This is a genomic window from Chryseobacterium pennae, from assembly GCF_003385515.1.
GTDB classification, from domain to species: Bacteria; Bacteroidota; Bacteroidia; order Flavobacteriales; family Weeksellaceae; genus Chryseobacterium; species Chryseobacterium pennae.
This window is the reverse complement of record NZ_QNVT01000029.1, coordinates 47,086-71,219: the sequence shown is the minus strand read 5'-3', so window position 1 is coordinate 71,219 and position 24,134 is coordinate 47,086. Positions and strand designations below refer to the sequence as shown.

The following is a 24,134-nucleotide window of genomic DNA, read 5'->3' as shown; positions in this document are numbered from 1 at the left end:
CAAACAAACTGTAAGTTCAAAAAAAAGACTGTCCTTTTGAGACGGCCTTTTTTCAATAATTATTCACTTATTTATCGTGAATTTTCTTCCTCAAAGTATCAATCCCAAATCCTGTACATCCCTGAAACAGAAACAAGGTCAAAAACATCAGATATAATGTCTGAGGCAGATAAAGGAAGTAGCTCAGCCAGGTAAAAGGATCCATTACATAGATTCCTGTCTCTTTTTTAATAGGATTCAGTTCTTTAGGAATTGAATTCAGATCATGTGTAAATAAGGCTACCAATATAATAATGATTAAAAACACAGAACTTATTCGTGTCCAAAAACCCAGCATCAGAAATAAACCAAATATACATTCGCAAAAAGCTGTAAAATTGGCAGTAAACTGCGGGAAAGGAAATCCTATATTGCTTATGGTATTTAACATGTATCCCTGAAATATAGGATGAAACAGTTTATTAAATCCTGCAATAAAAAAGAACAGGCCGATTAAAATCCTGCATATGATATAAATATTGGGACTGTTTTTTTCGAAGTTTGATATTATTTTTTTCATTTTTAAATTCTTTTTGATTACATATTCATATCATTGGCATACGACCACGCCATGACTCTTGGTGGATCATGCAATCGTGAATGATATAATTGTTAAATGGTCTGGAAAATTATACAACGTAAGATACCTGTAATTGTATCGTACTATTAAGGTTAAATTTTAGGGGGAATCCAGATAGAATTAAAAAATGAGCAATAGGGTGGATCATCATATAAAACGAATCGATGGCCTAGTGCTTTACCCAGAAATTTTTCAAATCCAAAAGAAGGAAAAGAAGCTGTAAAAAGGAGTGAAAAACCTGAACAATAATTGCTATTGCATTTTATTGGAGTTTTATTGTTTTCTTTAAGATAAATCTTGTTACATTTCAGATTAGAATCTGCCTGAACACTTTGAAAAATGTTTAAAACGGTTGTGGAAAGTCTACTATAATCTGTCTTGTAACTAAATAAATGGAACAACATTAAAAACAGGCCTATTATTTTTATAGAGTGCAATACATCAATGTTTTTATATGTAATTCGTCTTTCCACTGACACAAATATAGCAAAATATTAATGGTCAGTTTTCACAGAAATTAATTTTCAGAGGTTTTGATTTTTAAAGAATTTAAGAAAATGAACTTTTGTTTTTATCTTATGGTTTAAAGTTCCAGAAGCTTATATCTGCAAGTTCATTCATTTGATGAGCCATTGTTTTTGGAGCTGATATTGCCAAGAACATTAATGTCCGATTATTTATTGTATTTTAACATAGCATAAGCTTTCCTGCCCCTGTTCTTCAATATATCCTACATAATCATATTCTGTAAATCCAAGCCGGTATTTTTCCCATGGGGCCACTAAGCTCTCCGTTTTTTTTATAAAAGAATTAATGAGTTCTACTATTGTTTTTCTATCGAATTGTTCTCCTGAATAATTTTCAATCCTTTCAAACTCTTCATGGTTAATAATTACATTGAATAGGGATAATAATTGCTGTTTAAAATTATTTTTGCCAAACAGAATGATTGAGTTTTCTAATTTTGATGCTGAGAATTTTTTCAAAATAAAAACCGGAGTCTGCATTTCATAAGGTTCTCCCCATTCAAATTTTTTCTCTTCAATTTTACAATGAGGCATTGTTTCAGTATCAATATAATTCTCCATAATTTAATAAATCCTGTTTTTATTTGATTCTATATCGGAAAAACAGATATAAAGAACAAACATCTTTCCATATGAATCGTGAGTAGTAAGCAGTATATTCTTTACGGAAATACTACTCTGCCATTGCTGCTTACCCATTGATTATTTCTGTTCCATTCTCCCCCACAATCGCTCTGCATATACATAACAACTTTTTTCCCGGGAAGATACACAATTACACAAAGATAATTTTCATAGAGTCTTTTACTTTCCCCATCCTCTACATATCCTTTTGAGATATGATCCAACACAATATATCTGTTATTGGGAGAAATCCCGAGCAATTTTCCTTCAGAATAATTCATACTGCCATATCCTTCTATTTTGTATTTTTTTCCGTCACTCAAAATAAAAGGGTTCTGATACATTTGAAATTCATTATCATAGGTATTATAGCCCAACTGATAAGATCTGGATATAGGAATAAGTAGCCGTTTCTTTCCAGACTGAGAAAAAACTACAGCAAATAATTGCAATAAAATTAACAGTATAATTTTTTTCAAGATGTATTCCTATTTCTGTATCCCCCTAATGTTCAGATTTCTACTCAAATTCACTAAGTACATTAAAATAATATTTCCCGTTATTTTTCCTGAAGAACAGTCTATCACCAACAATATTATTTCCCAGAAAAGTCCGTTTAATGATCAGAGTTTTTTTGCTGCAACAATCTGCAGTAACTTCTACCGGAGCATGACTCCAGTAATTGACTGTTCTGATTCTTACATTTTTGCCCAGCCATTTATTGTCTTTTCTATCTATTGATAAAAAAACACTGTCATCATTCACTTTCTGACGGACGACAATATCAGACTTCAATATTTTACTCCAAATCTTTATTTCCTGAGCATGGAAACTAATGCTGCCCAGAATAAAAAGTGGGATTATTCTTATTTTAAAATTCATAAGGATACAGGGAAAAACATCATTCAGGATCTATAATTCAATTCTTTCCTGAGCAGGTCCTTATTATTTTGATATCTTTTTTTTTAAGGTCCTTGTATTTTTTTTCATTGGATACTTCTTATTATCAATAGACAGTAAGTAGTTTTTAGGAATATTATTTTCTATTTTCCCGTTTTCATCTTTATTCAGAGTCTCGTCTTTGGTTAATATCCAATTATTATATTTGGGAAAATAGGTGTATTCCTGTGTATATTCTGTATCAGCAGAAGCATCATACAATAAAATACATCCAGGACCACAATTACTAATGACAGGAGAAGAGACATAATTTAAATTAAAATCATACCTCTTTTTTGATTCTCCCAATACTAAAACGGCTTTACAGGTCGGCTCATTAATTTCTTTAATTTCTCCAACTTTATAGCACTTATAGGTAAGAGTATCATCAATTTTATCATTATTAAAGTCTCCTACAACCTCTTGGGAATACAAAAAGGCAGAGAAAAATGTTATGCATATTATGTTAATCTTCTTTATCATCATATCCTTGTATTGCTTTTTTGTTTTTTTCTTTTTTACCCCATTTGGTGTCTTTTATGGCACTTGTATCGTAGGTATAAACTCCCAGATTTTTGATTTTCTGATTTTTACAGTTATCTTTTACTTTCATATTCTTCAAAATCCTTTTCAGATTTTCTTTTCTATGGGTAAATCCTGTTAATCCACCATTGACCCCAACTGCTGCTGAGATAAAGTCATCTGTATCTGCAAATTTATTCAAATCACCCCATGCTGAACGATCTCTCCAATACCATGCCGCCGAATTACATACATGTTCCAGATCATTGGCAACAATATCCGGGTCCTGGGTTTCAGGTTTTTTAATCTTAGAAAAGTATGCTTTATAAGTATCTTTCCAGGTAAGCTGAATTAATCCTCTTCCTTTATATTTCGGGCCATCTCCTTTTGTATCGTTCTCGCGGCTTAAACATTCAAGATACCTGTTATACCCTCTCTCTATCCGGGCTGTACCGTTTTCTTTATATTTTACTTTATCTTTTTTGAACAAGAGGTATTTATTATAATTATCAAGATGCGTGGTAGGATCGTAATCCCATCCATCAGCATATTCTAAAGAGGTATCCAGCCCCGTTTCGGCTTCCACCTGTGCCAGAAAATGAGCCTTGCGAAGACAGCTGTTGATATCATTATCCTTCATTGCTTTATTCAGGGCTTTTGTAAATTCTTTATAGCTTTTCTTATCTTCCGGCAAAGGACAGTTTTTGGCTGTAAATAATTTCTTGGAGTTATAAAACCCTTTAATATCTTCTTCTGTAAACTCTTTCTCGCAATAGCATTTTTTATCATCTTCCGGGTCTGGTACAGGAGCTCCTTTCCCGTCAATACTTTCCGGGGCATTTACCTGTCCAGAGGTTACAAATTCTATTTTGCCTGTTTCAGGAGGTACAGGACCCGGCATTTTTCCTGTTCCCGGTAAAGTGGACTTTTTTAACAGCACAAAGTTTTCCTGAACTTTTGCTGTTCCAAAATCCTGCCATTCTGTAAGAGAAATCATCAGAAAACCATCATCAAAGATAAAATTGGGAATCTGTTTTTCTACTACAGTCCCAGTAAGCTTGTCTTGCGTGGTCGGTACATTATTCAGCACTTTAAATGTTCCCAGGTGTGCATTGAATTTAATTTTTGCTCCATCTATAGCCAATAATAAACCTTCTTCAGTTTTATCTTTTTCTTCATTTTCTACACGTTGATCGTCCAGCTTCTGCTTATTGGCTGCTTTCACCTGATCATTATCCTGCGTTTGAGTTTGAGTTTCAGGGGAGATATTTTCTCCATCTTGATTTACACTATCCATACTAATGAATGTTTTAAATGAGAATGTTACAAATTATTATCAGTTCCTTATTTTCACTTATGAATAAAGTTTATCTAATAATACATCCTTAGTCCATTTATCTCTCTAAAAGACTTTTCCTATCTTTTATTTTATGTTATCCTTTGGGGAGTCTGGATTTTCAGGATTAATTTTCTTTATGCTTTTTGGAAATTTAGAGTAATCTATTTTTTTTACTCTTTTCAATTCTGATGGAAACTCTATAGAAATTCGGTTCAAATTAGAATTATCAAAGTGATAATCTTCCGGTTTTTTGTTTTCCTTTCTATAGACATTGTTTTCTTTAAAATATCCCCCTAATAATTTAATATCAGTCTCTGATAAGAGAGTATAGTCAATTACTTTTTTTTGATTTTCATCGGTATAGTAATAAAATTTTGAGGCTTTCCACAATGGAATATAGTCCAAATCATTTATTTTTTCTGTTTCAATATAGAGAAAAGAGACAGGTTCTTTTTCTTTATATACATAGCCATTATCGAAAGCTCTATAAATCGCTTTATCCTTATGTACCTCTAAAGTGCTATAGACATATTTAGAATTAATTTCTGATAAATTATCGTTGTAATAATATTCATAATATTTTACAGAACTACATGATACTATTGTTAATAATAAAAATATAAAGAATATTTTTTTCATCCTTCTTATTTTATGTTGGATTTCGAGCTTGGATTTCGGGAGCAGTTCCCTCGCCTTCATTCTTTAACCTATCCATAATAATGAATGTTTTAAACGATAATTTTGTTTTTTGATTTCTATGAAACCTTCTTTAAGCTAGTCTTTTCTTTTTACAAAAAACCACTTGAACTCAGTAGACATTCTCACTTATGGTTTATAAGGCTATCATTTTTATAAATCACTTCCTTTATTGTATTTTGAGAATTTTCCAAATCATTGTATTTATAAATCTTCCAGACTCCATTTTTCTTTCCATTACTATAATTTCCTTCCTGAGATTTTTCTTTCCAATAGCCATCTTTCTTCGACTGTTTATTAAATTCTCCCTCACCATCAATTTTTTCAATAACCGTTTTACGAAAGATATATTTGCATTGATAGCATTGATCAATCCTGTTGATGTATTTGCCAATAGGTTGATTTCTTTTAAAATGACCGAATACTATGGTATCTGATTTTTCTATCAGGAGTATTTTCCCATTTAATTCTCCTTTATACAAAGAATAGGAAAAGTTCATATTCGGAAAGATAAATTTTCCTGTCTTTTTTTGCCTGATATCACCATAAAAAATATCCCCTTTGTAATCTACCTGTTGATATACAATAGGCTCACTTACACATGACACCATAAAAAGTATCATAATGAGTTTATAAAAATTGGAATTCATCATTTAATTTTCTTATTATTTCGTGTTGGTAATAAAAGGTGGTTCCTGCAACAGAGGTATCAGGATATTCCATAATATTATCAATTGAACCCTTTTTGAACCTTATATTATTATACAGATTGATCTTTTCATACAGATTAATCTTACTCTCCATTTCCTTTAAGCTGTCTTCATATTCCTGCTTTTCAATCTTCAATTGGCCTTCCAACTCAAAAATTCTAGTTTCCCAATCTTTTTTACTTTTAACTTTTTCATTTCCAAAATTAAATGGATAATGCTCCGGTTTTCTTTCTTTTAAGTCTTTTTTATAATTACCAATACGCTTTTCGAAATCTTCGAGGTAAATTTTTTGTTTTTTATAATACCCGTTCGGATCTATTAGCTTTGCTTTAAGTTGATTCACATATTCATCTTCATCTCCCTCTAAAAAAGTATGAGCTAATCCAAATGAATGTCCTAATTCATGAAAATAAGTATCAATATTAGAAGAATAAAAAAGTCCTCTGTTTTTATGATACCCATAGGATGCTGCCACATTATTATTTTCACTGATTCCTGAAAAGAAGATATACATTTCGTTGTTATTGCAGTTGATTTTCTTTTCTATAAAAGTGGTATACTCGCTTCTCTTCAAAACATAATTATCTGAAATAATATTTTCCGTTTTCAACTCTGCATCATCCACTTCTAATTCTGAAACCTTATATTGTGATTTCAAATTGACTAAAAGCTTACTGATCCCAAAACAATTGATTCCTTCTACGATGTTGTTAAGTGCCGTATTTTCATCCTCAAATTTTACAAATTCTCCATTTTTATACAATTGAGTTTCTATAATCATTTTGTTTATAGTTTCCAGATCACTTTGTTTACTATTTTTCCTCAATACTTTTACAAAATGAAAAGATTTATTCGAAAAAATAGCTTTATCATTAGGCTTAATGATCAATAGACCAATAAGGTTATTTTCAGAATCAAAAAACTTAACGGGCTGATCCTTATCAAAAGTATTTTTACAGATAATCATTAAATTGGAAAGCTCCAGCTTCATACTACCTCCGTCTTTTATCAATTGAGGTTCGTAAGCTGTCATCTTAGGGGATATAGGTTTACCTGATTTATCCTTTCTGAATTGTCTGGGCTGATTAAAATAGGCATCGTTCTTTGTATCCAGAAATTCTTTAGAAATAATAAATTCTTTAGAAGCTATCGTTTTACCATCTTTGGTAAATCCAATATCAAAGAGCGATTGATCATATTTTAATTGAATACTATTTTTCTCTGTTTTTTTCGGATTTATAATCTCTACATATAAATTTAAAACCACTTCCAATTTTGTTACTTCGCTATGATTCTTAAACATATACAAATAAGGAGGATAGTAATTTGATTTATTAATATTTATTTTACTGGATTCATATTTCTCTTCAAACAATACCTTGTTCTGAGTGCAATTATCTAAAATATCCGATTTAGACTTTGTTCTGAGACTTAAAATATCATCGTGATCTCTATTCCAATCAAATCCGTAATTACTCGCCGCTGGAAAGTCATTCCAAATTCTCGGGTATACAATAAAATTAATGATAGCATCCTTTTGCTCCGGTACAGGTGCACCATTCGTAACTATTTTTTCGGGTATATTTACTTGACCGGAATTTGAAAACTCTACCTTTCCACTTTCTGGAGGTGTTCCTGGGATAGACCCAACTCCTGGTAAAAATGAATCCTTCAACAAAACTTCATTATCCTGTACTTTTACATTTCCAAATTTTTGCCATTCTGTAAGAGTATTTAAAACGAAACCATCATCAAAAATGAAATTAGGCACCTGTTTTTCTACCACCGTTCCTGTAAGTTTATCCTGTGTAGTAGGTACATCATTCAATACCTTAAAAGTTCCTAAGTGAGCATTGAATTTTATCTTTGCTCCATCTATGGCCAACAATAAGCCTTCTTCAGTTTTATCTTTCTTCTCATTCTCTTTACGTCGATCATCCTGTTTCTGCTTATTGGCCGCTTTCACCTGATCATTATCCTGAGTTGGATTTTGAGCTTGGATTTCGGGAGCAGTTCCCTCGCCTTCATTCTTTAGCCTATCCATAATAATGAATGTTTTAAATGATAATTTTGTTTTTTGATTTCTATGAAACCTTCTTCATATTGATCTCTTTTGCAGACAAATAAACCTCTGAAGTGTTTGATTTCTGATTCTTCCAGATTTTCCGCTGATACTTTCAAAGTCAATGTATCTCCATTTTTTACAGGATTCACAATTTCTGTAAAGCCTTCTGAAGATTCTCTTTTCATTTTAGTATCAAATGAATTCAATAAGCCATTAAAAAGTAATCCAAACATTTTATAACTTCCTAAAAAGACAATCAGCTTTGCTTCATCTTCCAACAGATCACTGATTTGGCTGAAATAGCGATCTATGGCTTGTCCAGTATGTGTTTCAGACAAACCTGCCTGAATTTTAGCCCATCTTACCCTTAAAAACAATAAATTATCTACCGCAGTAATATTTCCTTCATCATCTACCCTGCATTCTATTTCATCGAATAAATAGCTGATCTTTTTTAAAAATTTATCCATACTCCCTTCATCTTCAGAAAAATCAAAGTGAGTAACCAGAACCTGAAAGTCATGTTGATCCTTTACTTTACCATAATAATAGACCTCAACTTCTCTGACATAGCTTTTTTGGGTAGAATAAAACGGATTTTTTTGTTCTATGACGATGGTCTCCAGCCGATAGGTTTTCTGATGAAGATTTTGCAATAAGTTTACTGCCATACTTAATATATCCTTCTTTGATAATCATTATTGGGATCCATTCCCATCCAGTCTCTATTAGCAGACCAATGAAGATACTTATTTCTTAGGGTTCTCAGTAAATCCTGCCATCGTTGCGAAGTAACCTGTACTGCCGGAATATTGACGATCCGATTGCCATCTTTATCTTTACCATAGGTTGGCTGTTCCAAAGCAGCTTCAGCATTTAATCTGGCAGCTTCTTTTCCCAGATCCTCATCCTTCACAAAATGCCATGGTTTTCCATCTCCAAAAACATATTTTTCCAGATGTCTTTTTGCTGCCGGCAGATGTTCGTCTTTATCAATAGAATAGGTACTTTCAGTTTTCACTATGATCTGATGATTATAGTAATCTATTCCATGCTTTTCCATAAAATGAAGTGGAATATAACTGTATTCTTTTCTAAGAAAACGAACTCCTCTTATTTTATGATATTGAAAAATCCATAAATGACTTTCTTTTTTTATACTGATCTGACCATCATGATACCAATGCCCAGCTTTAATTTCGTCCATCCTCTCCTCCAGCCTTTTCAGGGCATTCCAGGAACTGTAAGAATTAAATCCTACACCAGGATGTTTATCTGCTACTTCTATTTCGTCTACGGTTTCTGTCCCGCTTTCGTAAGCTCCACCAATATCACAGTGCACCCCCGGAAAATCTTTCTCAACGCTTCCTGGGAATCTGGTGAGTGAAAAATTTTCCCGATGCTCATCCATTGCAGTAAAGTGAACGGCTTTATAGTAAGGTCCTGGATTTTTGAGCTGAAGCTGCTCAACGTCATCTCCAAAATTATGTTTGGATCCGAATGTAGCATGCAAAGGACCTCGGTATCCCACTCTTTCCAATGCACCCATATCTCCAAACTCCTCATAAGAGGAAACAGTATCATAAACTCCTATGAACCGGACATCCAGTTCTAATTCCTCCAGTTCTTCTTTGGTCAGAATTTCCTTGCTTAGAAGATAGTAGCCTAAAAAACCAAATTTGGGAAGCTTACCATCCACAAGGTAGGCCGGATTTACCTCTGTTTTATCTTTATCTATCCAAATATCCTCGTATTCAGCAATCAAGCCATCATTGCCATAAGACCGGCTTTCTCTGTACCCTGCCAACTTTGTTTTTTTCTTGATTTCAACATCTTTGGGTCTTTTGTTTCCATTAATTTCATAGGAAAAATTTCTGGCTGCAGCAGCACCACGACTGAATCCGAAAGTATCAATGGTAATTTTACTGAGCATTTTTTCCGGAGAGTGTTTTTTCTTTAGGGCATCAATTCTTTCTGCAACCATTTCACAGCCTTTTCTCACTTTCCCTCTTACCCCGGTCTCTCCGGACCCATACTGAAATCCATCATCTACATCTCTGCGTCCATCCAATGTTCCTATCCCTTCTACATATACACCATATTCATCCCGTTGGCTGCATTTATACATTCTTGCTACGTTGGTAAAATCATTACTGTAACTATTATCTACTCCCTGCTTGTCCAGCCATCCTCTGTGGCTTGCTTTAAGAAAACGGTCAGATTCCTTATCCTTGTCAGAGATTTCTTTGTTTTTCAGTTCTTCGTACTGTTTTTCCTGTGCTTTGGTGGTTTCATCGATGGCTGCTTCTTTGATCAGAACTTCATCGTCGGTATCGTTGCTTTCAATTTTATTCTTTCCATCTCTGTACTTCTGCCTCATTTCAGTATTCTTAAGGCTATTAAGCGTACCGTCAAAGAAAACACCTATTTCCAAATGTATTTCATCAATTGGAGGGGAAGAGTTTCCGGTATTGTATACAAATGTTTTTCCCATAATCAATGGTTAATTATAGTTCGATATGCATTATTTCTTTCTGGATTTAAACATTTCCAGGTTTTCTGTTTTAATGAAAGCTTCTTTTCCATTTTCACCTTTCAGCAGCACTGTAAAAAAGCTATATGATTCGTTTATTTTAATCACCAGGCTCGCCTTTGTAGACTTCGGATCTTTTCCAAACACTTTTGAGAATGCTTCAAAAGCTGACTTTTCATTAAGTTTGCAACCAGCCCCATATCTTATACCCTCACCATCCACTACTGAAAAGGAAAAAGACTGCGGTATTGCCTTAGTTCCGTTACCTCCAAGAGGATTCTTGGATGAATCCAACTGATCCATTTCACCATTAACCATTGTCATTCCTACATCTGTCAGAGGATTGAGTTTACCTTTTTCAGGAAGTTCAAAAACAGGTTTCCAGTCATACTGAATCCTATACGAATCCCATAAACCAAAAGGGATAGACTTCCCTTTGTTTTCCTGTTGTATTTTTAATGGAACTATTTTTTCACTGGTATGAATTTCTTTTAAGTAATCATCTCTGAAAAAACGGTCCTCATGGCTGTCCAGTTTAGCTATTTCTGATTCCGGAATGGTTACTTTTTTTCCAAGATACCTTCCTATTTCTTTCTGTACACCTACACCGGCTACCCAAACTACAACCACTCCTCCCGGAGCCATTCCTATACCGATCTTGTTATAGTTTAAATGTTTTATATTTCCACTTCCATTGCTGGCTTTACTATCATATCCTTTACTGAAATATTTTTTTATTTTACCCGTGTCTACCTGAGCATCTATCATATAGAACTGGTTTTCCATGTATGACATCCATGTAAAATCAAGACGGGTGGGAATACCTTTAAAACTATTTCCCATTCCATTATTGATGGTTCCCCAGGTATTTCCTCCCGGTGATAACCCGATATCTAGTCCTACCCATTCTCCGCCCTCGCATTCTATTCCTCCTTTGTATACCTCCATCGGATATCCTAAAGGAGCAGAAGTTCCCTCAGTCCATTCATATTTTGTCATTGTTACTGTTTTTTTATGGTCTTTTTTTTCCTGACAAGAAATCTGGGTAAAAAATAAAAAGCTTAACAGATATTTTATTATTCTATTCATTATGAACACGTTCTAATCTTCAATAGTAAACTCCATGAAACATACTGTCATGTGTTTTATCCTTTATTTACTTTAGCATCAATTTTACCCAACATTTTAGCAATTCCCGAACTCTGCAACAGGATATCTCCATTCTTTGCCTTATGGGTAGTCGTGGAGGTTGTTTCTTTCAAATCACCTGTTACATTGATGGTTTTATTTTCATTAACAGTCTGTTTATAGTTCCTTGAAGTAAACTTATGATTATTGGTAATATTAATGGCATTATCATTTCCTACGGTGGTCTTCATATCCTGCCCGACATTGATGGTAAGATTTTCCCCTGCATTGAACGTCATATTTTTCGGTGCTGTGACGATGATGTTTCCTTTTCCATCCATAAAATAATTATTTCCACTTGGATCGACAATCGTGACGCTTCCTTCAGCATCATTCATTAAAACCCTGATTCCGCTTCTGGTCTGAATGGATTTTAAATGATTGTCAACACCTCCTCCCATAGCTGTTCCACCATGGAACATTCCTCCCATCACAAATGGGCGGTCCGGATGGTTATGGACAAAGCCTACCATTACCTGATCTCCTACTTCGGGTATAGCTACATATCCTCTGTTTTGAGTAATCTGATCTGTACCTCCGGCATCAGGTGCCATCATTCGGATAAAATTTGTAGTATCATGCAGTTGCCAGTCGAATCTTACAGTAACCCTTCCCTGTCCCATCGGATCTGTATTAGAGATCACTGTAGCGATCTGAGGTTCTGCAATGGGAACTGTAAAATCAGGGGTCGGAATATATCCTGTATCTGCAGCTATGGCTTCAAACCTTCCTTCATAACGTCCCAGTGTATCTACCTCATGAATAACTTCTGTAACCATCAGTTTGGTAAAGTAAGAGGTTTGATTGCTATCGGTTTTACGCATATTGATATCGGCAACACATCCCGGATATAGAAATGGAATAGTGGTACCACCTGAAACTGTAAAAACGTCTACGGCTCTGCTTCCTGCTGTACTGGTTTGAGAAATCACCACATCCATATCAGTGGCTGCCTTTATAGGAGCAACCTGTAATGATGGGGTTTTAAAGATCTTATCGTTATTCTGGTAGGATGTTTTTGCAAGATTTCCCACATGTTTGATAGGGGTTTCTCCGGAAGTTAATTTAGCATTAGAGCTGCTGTTATATCCGTAAAAACGAGGCTTGATATGTACGGCCTTCATTTCTACATTGATATCTGAAACATTGCTTCCATAGATCAGTTCTACAGCTTTATTCTGAGGCGGCATATTTCCGAAATGGAGTATTTCACCGTCATAAAAGAATTGCTCACCATAGGCTTCTGCCATTCTGCAAAGATAATTGTAATGGGTTTCGTTATATTGAGAGCTGTAAAGAATCTGAGCAGACGCTTTAGCATTCACTTTTACATCAAATTTACTGTTTTCGATACCCTGTTTTATTACATCGGTGGCAATAATTCCCATATTAACGGGCTGGTCACCACCAAAACTTTGGGTATGAGGAGCAGCATCCAGAAGAATAGTTGGGCTGTATCCTTTCAGTACGATATTTCCAAGACTATGATTTTCCTGACTGAATCCTACTTTTGTAATAACTCCTACAAAGGTCCTTTCGGGACTTCCTTCTACATCTTTATATTTAAAGACTACAGTTAAACGTTTTCCTAAAAACTGCTGAGCTTCTTCCAGATCATGGTTCTGTACACCATCTAAGGTATCATGAGCCAATGTCAGTTCAAAATTATGATGTTTCTTTACACTCTGTTGTAAGCGGAAGTGTTTGAAATGTTTGATCATTTTGCCTTCAATCACTATATCCAGCTTCACCACACGGTTGATTCCGGGAATATGATTCTCCGAAATCTTTTCGGAATTCGAGGTATTTTTGTTCATATTTTAATGTAAGGTGTTTGAAAGACTTTTATTTTCAGAAAAAAAATTCTAAAAAAAATATCCTTTATATAAAATTATAAATTTTTTACAATATAAAATCCACTTTTACCCAATTTATTTCAACAATTACAGAAAATTGATGAGAGTATTTTGTTTAATTCTGAAGTATTTATCAGAGCCAAAAAAACAGAACAGTATCTATTGTACCATTCTGTTTTTATATGTACTTGATTTTTTTAAGAGATCAGATTCTTACGCTGTAGGCCAAGCTCCATGGTAAGCAGAATTCCCTAAGTCAATTTGTTCTGCACTTACAACAAAAGTGATATACATACTGTTTTCATCCACTGCATTGAAATCTACTTCGTGCTGGATCACATATCCATTCTGCCACTTTAATGTTGTTAATGTTCCTTCCTCATGAGATTTGTTGAAGGTAATTTCTCCCACTGTAGGCTTGTACTTTCCGTTCAATAAGCTTTCCAGAATATCTGATTTTTCTGTAGCTTCTACTGTGATTTTAATAAGCGCATTGGAAGGATCTGATGCTACACGTCCTGAAACGTCTGTAGATCTTGATACACTGTAGTTAAGCTTTAATAACTTTTGTCCTTCTCCGTTGTTGAATTTTAAAATTCCTCTTGAATTTCTTTCTGCCATGATTGTAAATTTTAATCGTTAATATTGTGTGATTTGTTGTTTTATATCACCAAATATAGATCTAATTACAAGAACAAAATACAAATTAATAAGAAATTTCAAAAAGTGTAGTAATACTACGACTAACACTTGTTAGGTTAAATATAAACTGGAAATCAAATACTTATTATTTAAAATTCTTTTTAATGCAGGAATAGAAACCATTCCGTATCAGGATACATTTACTCCAAAAAGATGCCCCACCAAAGCTGTTATTCCCATAGCAACAGTCCCCCAGAAACAGATTCTCATTACAGCAATTTTAATACTGGAACCGCCTGTTCTGGCTGACATTGCTCCTAAAAACATCAGAAATATAATGGAAAAACCATATTGAAAATACACCATCTGCCTGATAGGAGCTAAAAGAGAAACCGTGAATGGCAGCAGTGCCCCTACAGCAAAAGACCCGAATGATGCTATAGCAGCCTGTAAAGGTTTTGCCTGAGTTATTTCATTAATACCCAATTCATCCCGGGCATGGGCTTCCAATGCATTGTGTTCTGTAAGTTCAATAGCAACCTGCATCGCTGTTTCCTTGGAACAACCTCTTTTTTCATAGACCTTGGCAAGTTCTCTAAGTTCTGCTTCCGGCATTTCTTCAAGCTCACGCTTTTCGCGGATCAGGTCTGCCTTTTCTGTATCTTCCTGTGAGCTTACCGAAACATATTCCCCGGCAGCCATAGACATTGCTCCTGCTATCATTCCTGCCAAAGCCGCAAGAATAATGATGTGCCGCTCAGGTTCTGCTGCTGCAACACCAATGACAATACTTGTAGTGGACAACAAACCGTCATTAGCTCCCAAAACTGCTGCCCGAAGCCAGCCTAACCTATTTACATAATGCTTTTCCAGTTGATGATGCATATGAGATTGTTTTGTGATAAATAATGGTATTAAAGGTATAAAATGTTTCATCAAGAATCATTTTAAATTAATAAGCAGTCTCCTTGATCAGTCTAAAGCTGAAAGCTGGTATTGGTTTTTGAACCTATTGAAATCTTCAAAAGAATATTCAGGGCAGGCACCTTCCTGCGATGTGATAAATGCTCCCAGGGAAACCGCCTGAATCATGGTTTCATGCACTGAACTTCCTTTCTCCAATCTTTTTGAAAGGAAACCTGCTAAAAAAGAATCCCCGCTTCCCACAGTATCTTTTATTGTAACAGGAATGGTAGGATATCGATAAAAATCATGCTTATCTGCATACAAAGCTCCCTTACTTCCTTTGGAAATAATAATTTCATGTAGATCAAAATTTTCCTGTAGAAATTTTATACCGTCTTCTTCACTTGTATATTCCTTTCCTAAAAAATCCAGCATCATACGCAGTTCTGCCTTGTTAAATTTTGCCAGATGTGTTTTATGCAGCAAATCCTTTATCATACTAGTTTCATAATACGGTTCTCTGAGATTGATATCAAAAACATTATAAGCTCCTACTTCAAGCAGTTCGAATAATGTGTTTTTGGTTTTCTCACTTCTTGCTGCCAATGTTCCGAATACAAAAGCATCTGTTGTATTAAGTATTTCATGGTTTTCCGGAGTTATATCAATGAAATCCCAGGCTACATTCTCTACAATATCATAATGTGCATCATTATTTTCATCCACAGAAGCGATAACAGTACTGGTAGGATACCCTACATTAATCTGGATGTAATCTGTCGGGATATTCCAGCTTTTAATTTTCTGCAGCAGATCCCGTCCCAGCTGATCGTTCCCCACACTACTTATCATATTAACATCAACACCCATCCTGGAAAGATGGTATGCTACATTAAAGGGCGCTCCGCCTACCCTTTTCTGTTCACCAGGAAAAATATCCCAGAGAACTTCCCCAAAGCAGACAACTTTATTTTTTTTATCTTTCATTATCTAAAATTAATTAAATGTATTAAACTAAAATAGCATTCTTTTTTCTTTATCAGAATGAATAAACCTGTACAGAAAACTGCAGGAAGGCATTATTGTTTACCGGATTCCACATTCCCCATATTCCGATGGGTATTTTATAACCTTCAATAGTAAAGCTTTTTGAAATGATAAGGCTGATCTCATTGAACCCGGATTCTTTAGCAAAAAAATTATTTTTCTCTCCATTTGTATTGTTTAAAGCAAAACCATATCCTATTCTTCCCCTTACTTCCAGATTTTCTTTCTTATATACCGGATATTCTCCTGATACAAATGATGAATATTTATTTTTCGTATTATCACCGTTCCTGTCCCTTCCGAACACCACTGTATTCCAGCTCAGTACCAAAGGAAATTTTTCACTTATGGTATAATAGGACCTCAGATCCCAGAAACGCCCGGTTTCCCTTGCGGAATAATTAAAGAATTCCTTATTGTTATAAGTAGCACCAGGCGAAAAATTATAAATATCCCAGAGCTCTAAAGTAAGATGCTTATTTTTATATCCTATATAGTTATTAAATTCCTTATAGGAACCTTCCACATTACCACCGGCCCAGAATCCCACATAAAAGTTTTTGTAATCAAGATGTACATCTCCGGTATAGATCAAACCTGCCGAGACTTCAATCCCGCGCCACAAATGGCTGTTTCTAAGCTGTAGAGCCGAATGTAATTCCTGTGCACTTAAGAAATTTCTCATAATAAGAAGAAAAAGCAAAAAAAATATTTTTAACATGACATAGGTATTTTTTTGGATAAACATTAGATGTCTATATCTGGTAATATTTACCGGATACTGAAGGTTTTCAGGAAAAATAAAGATGGGGTTATTGAATAAGATCCTTTTCTCTTATCCGTGATCCAAACAGAGCATAAACCAGCATCAGCAATTCGCAGATCACTGTAAGCCACCAGGTCCATCTCCACGAGCCTAAAATATCTGCAAGACCTCCCTGGATAAGGGTAAAGACAGCCCCGCCAAATACTGCAGAAATAAAGATTCCAGATGCTTTTGAGGTATATTTGTTCAGTCCTTTTATGGAAAGGGTATAGATACAGCTCCACATAGAGGAATGAAGCAGACCGATTGCTACCAGAAACCAAAGGTTCTGTGTAACCATAGAAATGATACCAAGGATAGTGGCAAGGATTGTAGTGGTTACCAGCTGTGTTCTTGCAGAAATTTCACTAAAGAAGCTTGATATAGCTCTTCCCACAAGGAAGCCTCCCCAATATAATGTAGACAGTAATGCATGAATTCCTAAATCCATACCACCGATGATAATATCTGACTTTCCAAAAAAAGTGATCGGATGGCCGGAATCCATCAACTCAAAAGCATACAGATTAATATTGGCACCAATAGCAACTTCAGTTCCTACATAAAAGAAAATTGCCAGAACGCCCAGTACAAAATGTCTGAATGACCAGATGCTTCTTTCAAGCTTTTCCTCTCCCACCACTCTTGTATGGGCCAAATCCGGAAGATGAAGCCTTTTGGTGATTATCATTACAGTAAGTATACAGATGATAAGGGCAGAAAGTGGTAACAGCAACTGCCTGATTTCTATATTTTCAATAGAAATCCCACTGAACATCACTACGGTCACAAAAAATGGTGCAGAAGTTGTCCCAATAGAATTAATTGCGGTCAGAATGTTCAGCCGCTGTACGGGCTGGGTACCTTTCAATTCATAGGATGCGGCATAGGGATTCACCACAACCTGAATAATAGCTGCAGAAGTACCCATCAGGTAAGAACCTATGACGAAAACGATAAACCCGACAGGAATAACGGCATCTTTTATACTGAATTTCAACTCGGAATATTGATCCCCTATCCAGGATGAACACAAATACATAAAAAGACCGGAAATCATAAATAAAAGGCCACGCAGGATCGTATTCTTGTATCCAAAGGCATTGACCCACTTACTTCCCAGGGTTCCGTTCAGAAGGTACCCCAGGAAGAAGAAAAAGGAAATCAAAGTTGTAAATGTGTTTTTCAGGCTGCCTGCATGGCTCAGAAAAGTGAATTTCAAAGGGGCCTGAAGCTGTTCATTCACCGTTGTCAAAAAACCCACAATGAAATAAATAAAAGTGATAATAGCAAACGGTAGCATAGCGTTGTTTGCCTTGTTTCCCGAGGATACGGTATTTGAATTTACTTGCATGACCTTAGTATTTTATAATTGATTTTAAAACTGAAGAGATTCCTGAATCTTTGATATTCTGTACGAAGCGGATATACAGTTCCACGAATTGTTCAGAAGTTTTCAGATAAATTCCTTTAAAAGCTGATAATTCTAAAAAATCCAAAGGATTTTCACTACCAATAAGCAGTTCATCGCTAATCGTTAGCCACGGTTCTGTTACCTCGAAAGTACTTCCATGGCTGTCTGTCTTATATTTCAGATAATGTCTGTAGGAAGCAATAAGGAAGGCAGGTCTGGTAAGATCCTTAGCCCCTTTTATCATTTTATCAAGATTAGGAATAATATATACCGGAAATTTTGAAACCCCGTCAGAGCATAGGCGGCTCACCTGATCGCTGACGCTATGATTGGCAAATCTTTCAATAAGGGTCTGTTTGTATTTTTCCAAATCTGTATTTTCCGGAGCCGGAACAAAAGGAGTAATATCAATATCCATAAAATCCCTTATAAACTGTACCAAATCTGCATCTTCCATAGCCAGATCTACCTTACGGTATCCCATCAGAAAGGCAGGATAGGACAGTAATGTGTGTGAAGCATTCAGAAGACTGAGTTTCATATTTTCAAATGACGTTACATCATTGGTAAATTCTACTCCTACTCTTTCCCAGGCTGGTCTTCCTGCAATAAAGCAATCTTCTATTACCCATTGGGCAAAATCTTCACAGTATACAGGAACTTTATCATTTGTTCCGTTCAGCCTGTTCAGTCTTTCTACATCTGCATACATTGTAGTTGGTGTAATGCGGTCTACCATGCTGTTTGGGAAAGCTACATTTTTCATTATCCATTCCGCAAGTTCCTTATCCTGTGCTTGTATAAAACTGGTAAAGGCTTTCTTTGCCATATTTCCGTTCTGCAGAAGATTGTCACATGAAAGAATCGTAATAGGACCGCCATTTTGTTTTTTTCTTTGGCGTAAGCCCTCTGCAATGAATCCGAATACCGTAGAAGGACTGGCAGGATTATCCAAGTCATGTTGTATATTTTCATTGTCAAGTATGAATTCACCGGTTTCTTTATCAAGATTATATCCACCTTCTGTAATAGTTAAGGTGATGATCCTGATATCGGCATCAGCAATTTTTTTAACGATAGCACCGGGATTATCACCAGCCCAAATCAATTCGCGCAGTGAATCAATTCTATAAACTTCATTTACTCCGCTTCTTCCACAAACCGTGAGCGAATATTTAAGGTTCTGCTCTCTTAGGCTATTGAATACATTCTCATCTGAAGGCAGTAAGCATACTCCACAAATACCCCATGTCTGCTGATCCTTGTCATTCAGCAGCATATGCGTATAAAACTGTTGATGAGCTCTGTGAAAATTTCCTACACCGATGTGTAAAATCCCAGTACAGATTTCCGAAGAATTATAATTACAATAAACAACACCCATAATTAGTATAATATTTAATAAATTGATTAGTTTGTTAAATATATATTAACAAATAATTGACTTATAAGTTTTTTTACTAAATCACAACTGGGAACGTTCCCAAAACTAAGGGAACGTTCCCAATAGGATATTTTTTTATTATTTTTAACAAAAAAACAGAGCTAATGAAACGCATAACGATAAAAGATTTGTCCAAATTTTTGTCATTATCTACCTCTACAATCTCAAGAGCACTGCTTCATGACAAAAATGTGAATGAAGAAACAAGAAAACGGATATTGGATGCAGCGGAAAAATTGGGATATAAACCCAACCTTACAGCCTTGAATTTACAATCCGGACAATCCAAAACTATCGGGTTTGTAGTGCCTGAAATGATTACTCCTTTTTCTGCGAAAGTCCTCAAAGGAATTCAGAATATCCTTTATCCGTTGGGATATAGAATCATCATTACACAATCTGATGAAGATTCTTGTATTGAAAGAAAAAACCTGCAGCTCCTTGAAGAGTTCAATGTGGATGCTATCATTATTAATCTCTGCCACGAAACATATAATAATGATATTTATCAACATATTATGAAGCAAGGAACTCCATTGATATTTTTTGACAGAATTCCCCATGAATCTCTGGATGTATCGAAAGTAATAGTCAATGATTATATTAAAGCTTCACTGATGGTGGAATACTTAATCAAAACTGGGCGAAAAAGAATTGTTCACATGATGGGACCGGCTACTATTCGAAACGCGATGGAAAGAGTGAATGGCTATAAGCGTATTCTCATGAAATATAACATTTTTGATGAAAACCTTATTGTACAGGCGGATGGAATGACTTTTGAACACGGAAAAAAGGCCATCAAACAGCTAATAAGCAAAAATATAGAGTTTGACAGTATTTTTGCATTTAGTGACACATTAGCTTTAGGGGCCATGAATTACCTTCATGAACAGAAGATAAGAATTCCTGATGATGTAGCAGTTGCCAGTTTCTCCGGAACGGAACTATCATCCATGGTTTTCCCTCAGCTTACCAGTGTACAGCAACCTTTGGAAAAGATGGGTGAGATTGCTGCAGAACTGGCTTTAGAAAAAATTAAAAATAACTCTTCTCCAAGCAAATGTATTATGATGGATGCAGAATTAATCTATAGAGCTTCTACCTGACAGTATTTCGGAAACAATAAGCTTCATCGTTCAGTTCTTAAGGTTTTTATAGAAAACTTTGAAAAATGCAAAGCAGTATACAATCCCACTAAAACTCTACAATTCAGTCCGTTGATTCTCAAAACAGTGTTGTCGCTCAAAAAAATCCTATTTTTCTTATCTTTGCATCCGTAAAATCCGATAACAATATCAATGAGTTTATTATACATCAACTGGAATGTGAATCCTGAAATCGTTAATATTTTAGGTGTTTCCGTCAAATACTATGGCCTTTTATTTCTTTCAGGGCTTGTTTTATGCTTTAATATTTTAAAAATGATCTATAAAAAAGAAAATCTGAGTACACAGGCACATGATGCTTTATTTTCATATGCCCTTATCGGAATTTTTGCCGGAGCCAGGTTAGGGCACTGCATCTTTTATGATTTCGATTACTATTCTCAGCATCCGCTTGAAATCTTCCTGCCAATCCAGAGAGGTCCGGATGGAGCCTACCACTTTACCGGTTTTGCAGGGCTTGCAAGCCATGGTGGGGGAATTGGACTGATGATTATGCTGCTGATCTATGCGAGAAAGTTTAAGATCCCTTTAATGACAGTTTTGGATGCTATTGCTATTGTACTTCCTTTAGGTGGAGTTTTTATCAGGCTTGCCAATCTTATGAACTCGGAAATCATTGGAGTTCCTACCAATGTTCCATGGGCTTTTATATTCCATCAGGTAGATGATCTTCCAAGACATCCTGCACAATTGTATGAGGCAATCTCTTATTTAATTATTTTCCTTTTCGTATACCTTATTTACAAGAAAGATATATTCAAAATCGGAAAAGGGTTTTACTTCGGGATCAGTATTCTTTTAATTTTTATCATGAGAATCCTGATCGAATTTATTAAAGTAGATCAGGTCGAATTTGAACATGGAATGAGCTTAAATATGGGACAGCTTTTAAGTATTCCTTTTGTACTTCTGGGATTGTTTTTCATTATTAAAAGTATCCTGGACAAAGGAAAAATGAAAACTTTATAGTTTCGTACTCCTTCTGATCAATAAAAAACTCACTGAAAACAATTTTCAGTGAGTTTATTTTTTTATGCATTTCAGATTATCTTGTTGTATAACCACCATTGGCAAAAATAGTCTGCCCTGTGATCCACCAGCCATCAGTAACTAAAAATTCTACCAATGGAGCGATATCTTTAATATCGGTAAGCCCGCCCAATGCTGAGGCAGATTTATGATAAGCTACTGCATCATCTGTTTCCTGACCATAGAAGAAAGGAGTATCCATTGGGCCAGGTGCCACTGCTGTTACAGAAATTCCTCTGGCTCCGAATTCCTTAGATGCAGCTCTGGTAAAATGCTCTACAGGTGCCTTTGCTCCTGCATAAGTAGAATACAAACCTGTATATGCTGCCAGTAACGAAGTAACAATTGTACAGATCTTTCCGTGGTCATTTATTTTTTTACCTGCTTCCTGCAAAAAGAAGTAAGCTGATTTTGAATTCACGTTGAACATAGTATCATATTCTGCTTCTGTAGTTTCTGAAAATGGTTTTTTAAGGACCATTCCTACTGTATTGATTGCAATATCTACTCCTCCAAAACGGGAAATAGTTTCATCAAAAAACTTGGTAAGATTATCCACTTTAGTAAGATCACCCTGAAACAGAAATGCTTCAGCGCCCAATGCCTGAACTTCTGCCAGAGTCTTTTCACTTTCTGCTCTTGAGCTTTCACTATTATAGTGTATTGCCAGTTTTGCTCCTTTTGCTGCAAAATCTCTACTTAGCAATCCACCAAGGTTTTTACCTCCTCCGGCTATTAAAACAACTTTTCCTTTTACATCTTGTGTTGACATTATTTTATTTTTTATTTGTTAATGAAGCAAAGATGAATAATAAAAAGCATCTCAACATGGTGAATTTTTCGGAAATTTCAGATAGACTTCAATTTTAACTTTAAAAATATTATAAAATTTATATAAACATATTTTTTCCAATATCCTATTATCTACCAAGCAGATAGAGTTTATATCCCATTTTATATATTAAACAGTTGCTTAACTTTTCCAGCTTAAGTGAATTTTAGGCACAACATTTGATGCTTTCCCACCCATATTAACACACCATTTCATTCTTAATATATTTTTTTAAATCCTCAGTTTACTGGGGATTTTTTATAAAAAGCCGTCAATACTGCTTTATTCTCCTGTAAATAAGACTGTCTGGACAGATTTTCATAAAAACCATTTCTGATAATCAATCATTTAAAAACAGTTTTATTCATTTTATTGTTGTATATTTGCATATTATTAACAGGTCACTACTTTGTTTTCTGTAACGACTTAGAATAGATTTATTCAGTCTTTGCTTTTTGAGCAGCCATATTTTTAACTTTTATTCTTCTACCCAGAACAATACTTGTCGGAATTTTAAAGCTCTGTATTATTAGGGAAACCCAGAACAGAAAACATCGGCGGGCTTTAAGGTCTAAGGCAGACCAGAGTGAACAATACAATTTATAGAAACTAAATACTAAAAATAATTTATGGCAGATTCTTTTTCTAAAAAGGAAAATTTCAAGAAAAAAATTCAAAAGCAAAAAGAAAAAGCGCTAAGACGCGAAGATCGTAAGACGAACAACAACAAAGGAGCGGAGGACGTATTCATGTATGTAGATGAATTCGGAAGATTAACTTCTACTCCACCTGAACAAAGACAGGAAGTAAACCTTGATGATATTCAATTGGGAGCTGCTCCTATTATTGAGGAGGATCCAAGAAAAACAGGTATTGTTACCTTCCTTAGTGAAAAAGGATATGGTTTCATTACTGAAGATAACAGCAAAGAAAACATCTTCTTCCACAATAACAACTGTGTAGAACCGGTGAAAAAAGGAAACAAAGTTTCTTTTGAAAAGGAAAAATCTCCAAAAGGATTTTCTGCAGTTGAGATTCAGATTGTTAAATAAGATCAGTACATTCTGCATGATATTGCAGATATGTTTTTAAACTATACAGAAAGAGACCGTCTTAAAGACCGTCTCTTTTTTCATGAAAGAGGAACTGGGTTTTACAAAATTAGATTCTAAAGCAAACATATGGGGTAACCGCCTGGAAGCTCAGTTTGTACTTCTGAAAATCAAAA

General features: G+C 35.0%; 23 protein-coding genes. 3 read left to right on the top strand and 20 right to left on the bottom strand.

What is annotated here, in order from left to right:
* Positions 1–67: 67 nt before the first annotated feature.
* The 19 genes from DRF65_RS23035 to DRF65_RS22940 form a co-directional block, all read right to left on the bottom strand.
* The gene (locus tag DRF65_RS23035; protein WP_115973071.1) at positions 68–559 is read right to left on the bottom strand and encodes a DoxX family protein; all 492 of its coding nucleotides are present in this window, start codon (positions 557–559) and stop codon (positions 68–70) included.
* Positions 560–1,296: 737 nt separating this feature from the next.
* The gene (locus DRF65_RS23025; protein ID WP_115973069.1) at positions 1,297–1,707 is read right to left on the bottom strand and encodes a hypothetical protein; all 411 of its coding nucleotides are present in this window, start codon (positions 1,705–1,707) and stop codon (positions 1,297–1,299) included.
* Between the two features lie 101 nt (positions 1,708–1,808).
* Complete coding sequence (locus DRF65_RS23020; protein ID WP_115973068.1) at positions 1,809–2,249, bottom strand: hypothetical protein; 441 nt, start codon at positions 2,247–2,249, stop codon at positions 1,809–1,811.
* Between the two features lie 40 nt (positions 2,250–2,289).
* Complete coding sequence (locus tag DRF65_RS23015; protein ID WP_115973067.1) at positions 2,290–2,652, bottom strand: hypothetical protein; 363 nt, start codon at positions 2,650–2,652, stop codon at positions 2,290–2,292.
* A 63-nt stretch (positions 2,653–2,715) separates the two neighbouring features.
* Positions 2,716–3,195 carry a hypothetical protein gene (locus tag DRF65_RS23010; RefSeq protein WP_123947423.1) on the bottom strand — a complete coding sequence of 160 codons (480 nt, stop codon included), beginning with the start codon at positions 3,193–3,195 and terminating at the stop codon, positions 2,716–2,718.
* Positions 3,176–4,528 carry a glycoside hydrolase family 19 protein gene (locus DRF65_RS23005; protein WP_115973065.1) on the bottom strand — a complete coding sequence of 451 codons (1,353 nt, stop codon included), beginning with the start codon at positions 4,526–4,528 and terminating at the stop codon, positions 3,176–3,178. Before DRF65_RS23005 ends, DRF65_RS23010 begins: the two co-directional genes overlap by 20 nt.
* A gap of 126 nt (positions 4,529–4,654) precedes the next feature.
* Positions 4,655–5,209 (bottom strand): hypothetical protein, encoded by a 555-nt coding sequence (locus tag DRF65_RS23000; RefSeq protein ID WP_123947422.1) that lies wholly within the window; start codon positions 5,207–5,209, stop codon positions 4,655–4,657.
* A 182-nt stretch (positions 5,210–5,391) separates the two neighbouring features.
* Positions 5,392–5,889, bottom strand: coding sequence for a hypothetical protein (locus tag DRF65_RS22995; RefSeq protein ID WP_123947421.1), 498 nt, complete (start codon positions 5,887–5,889; stop codon positions 5,392–5,394).
* Between the two features lie 7 nt (positions 5,890–5,896).
* Positions 5,897–8,020: a zinc metalloprotease gene (locus DRF65_RS22990; protein WP_115973062.1), complete on the bottom strand. Its 2,124-nt coding sequence runs from the start codon at positions 8,018–8,020 to the stop codon at positions 5,897–5,899.
* Complete coding sequence (locus tag DRF65_RS22985) at positions 8,008–8,712, bottom strand: hypothetical protein (protein ID WP_115973061.1); 705 nt, start codon at positions 8,710–8,712, stop codon at positions 8,008–8,010. Before DRF65_RS22985 ends, DRF65_RS22990 begins: the two co-directional genes overlap by 13 nt.
* A 2-nt stretch (positions 8,713–8,714) precedes the next feature.
* Complete coding sequence (locus tag DRF65_RS22980; protein ID WP_115973060.1) at positions 8,715–10,535, bottom strand: phospholipase effector Tle1 domain-containing protein; 1,821 nt, start codon at positions 10,533–10,535, stop codon at positions 8,715–8,717.
* Positions 10,536–10,565: 30 nt separating this feature from the next.
* Complete coding sequence (locus tag DRF65_RS22975) at positions 10,566–11,663, bottom strand: DUF2931 family protein (protein ID WP_115973059.1); 1,098 nt, start codon at positions 11,661–11,663, stop codon at positions 10,566–10,568.
* 56 nt (positions 11,664–11,719) lie between these two features.
* Entirely contained in the window at positions 11,720–13,579 is a 1,860-nt protein-coding gene (locus DRF65_RS22970) for a type VI secretion system Vgr family protein (RefSeq protein ID WP_115973058.1), read from the bottom strand.
* A gap of 252 nt (positions 13,580–13,831) precedes the next feature.
* Positions 13,832–14,239 (bottom strand): type VI secretion system tube protein TssD, encoded by a 408-nt coding sequence (gene tssD / locus DRF65_RS22965; RefSeq protein ID WP_115973057.1) that lies wholly within the window; start codon positions 14,237–14,239, stop codon positions 13,832–13,834.
* A 210-nt stretch (positions 14,240–14,449) separates the two neighbouring features.
* Positions 14,450–15,145, bottom strand: coding sequence for a VIT1/CCC1 transporter family protein (locus DRF65_RS22960; RefSeq protein WP_115973056.1), 696 nt, complete (start codon positions 15,143–15,145; stop codon positions 14,450–14,452).
* 87 nt (positions 15,146–15,232) lie between these two features.
* Complete coding sequence (locus DRF65_RS22955) at positions 15,233–16,153, bottom strand: carbohydrate kinase family protein (protein WP_115973055.1); 921 nt, start codon at positions 16,151–16,153, stop codon at positions 15,233–15,235.
* A gap of 52 nt (positions 16,154–16,205) precedes the next feature.
* Positions 16,206–16,898, bottom strand: coding sequence for a hypothetical protein (locus DRF65_RS22950; RefSeq protein ID WP_185148486.1), 693 nt, complete (start codon positions 16,896–16,898; stop codon positions 16,206–16,208).
* 127 nt (positions 16,899–17,025) lie between these two features.
* Entirely contained in the window at positions 17,026–18,372 is a 1,347-nt protein-coding gene (locus DRF65_RS22945; RefSeq protein ID WP_185148485.1) for an MFS transporter, read from the bottom strand.
* Between the two features lie 4 nt (positions 18,373–18,376).
* Positions 18,377–19,816: a mannitol dehydrogenase family protein gene (locus DRF65_RS22940; RefSeq protein ID WP_115973053.1), complete on the bottom strand. Its 1,440-nt coding sequence runs from the start codon at positions 19,814–19,816 to the stop codon at positions 18,377–18,379.
* 164 nt (positions 19,817–19,980) lie between these two features.
* On the opposite strand from DRF65_RS22940, the gene DRF65_RS22935 reads away from it, so the two are divergent.
* Positions 19,981–20,985, top strand: a complete 1,005-nt coding sequence (locus DRF65_RS22935; RefSeq protein WP_115973052.1) for a LacI family DNA-binding transcriptional regulator — start codon at positions 19,981–19,983, stop codon at positions 20,983–20,985.
* A gap of 192 nt (positions 20,986–21,177) precedes the next feature.
* Positions 21,178–22,014 (top strand): prolipoprotein diacylglyceryl transferase, encoded by an 837-nt coding sequence (lgt, locus tag DRF65_RS22925; RefSeq protein ID WP_115973050.1) that lies wholly within the window; start codon positions 21,178–21,180, stop codon positions 22,012–22,014.
* Between the two features lie 76 nt (positions 22,015–22,090).
* On the opposite strand, the gene DRF65_RS22920 is transcribed toward lgt, so the two are convergent.
* A complete protein-coding gene (locus DRF65_RS22920; RefSeq protein ID WP_115973049.1) occupies positions 22,091–22,846 on the bottom strand; it encodes an SDR family oxidoreductase in 756 nt (251 codons plus the stop codon).
* 689 nt (positions 22,847–23,535) lie between these two features.
* Here DRF65_RS22920 and DRF65_RS22915 point away from each other — a divergent pair.
* Positions 23,536–23,958, top strand: a complete 423-nt coding sequence (locus DRF65_RS22915) for a cold shock domain-containing protein (RefSeq protein WP_109738810.1) — start codon at positions 23,536–23,538, stop codon at positions 23,956–23,958.
* The last annotated feature ends 176 nt before the right edge of the window (positions 23,959–24,134 follow it).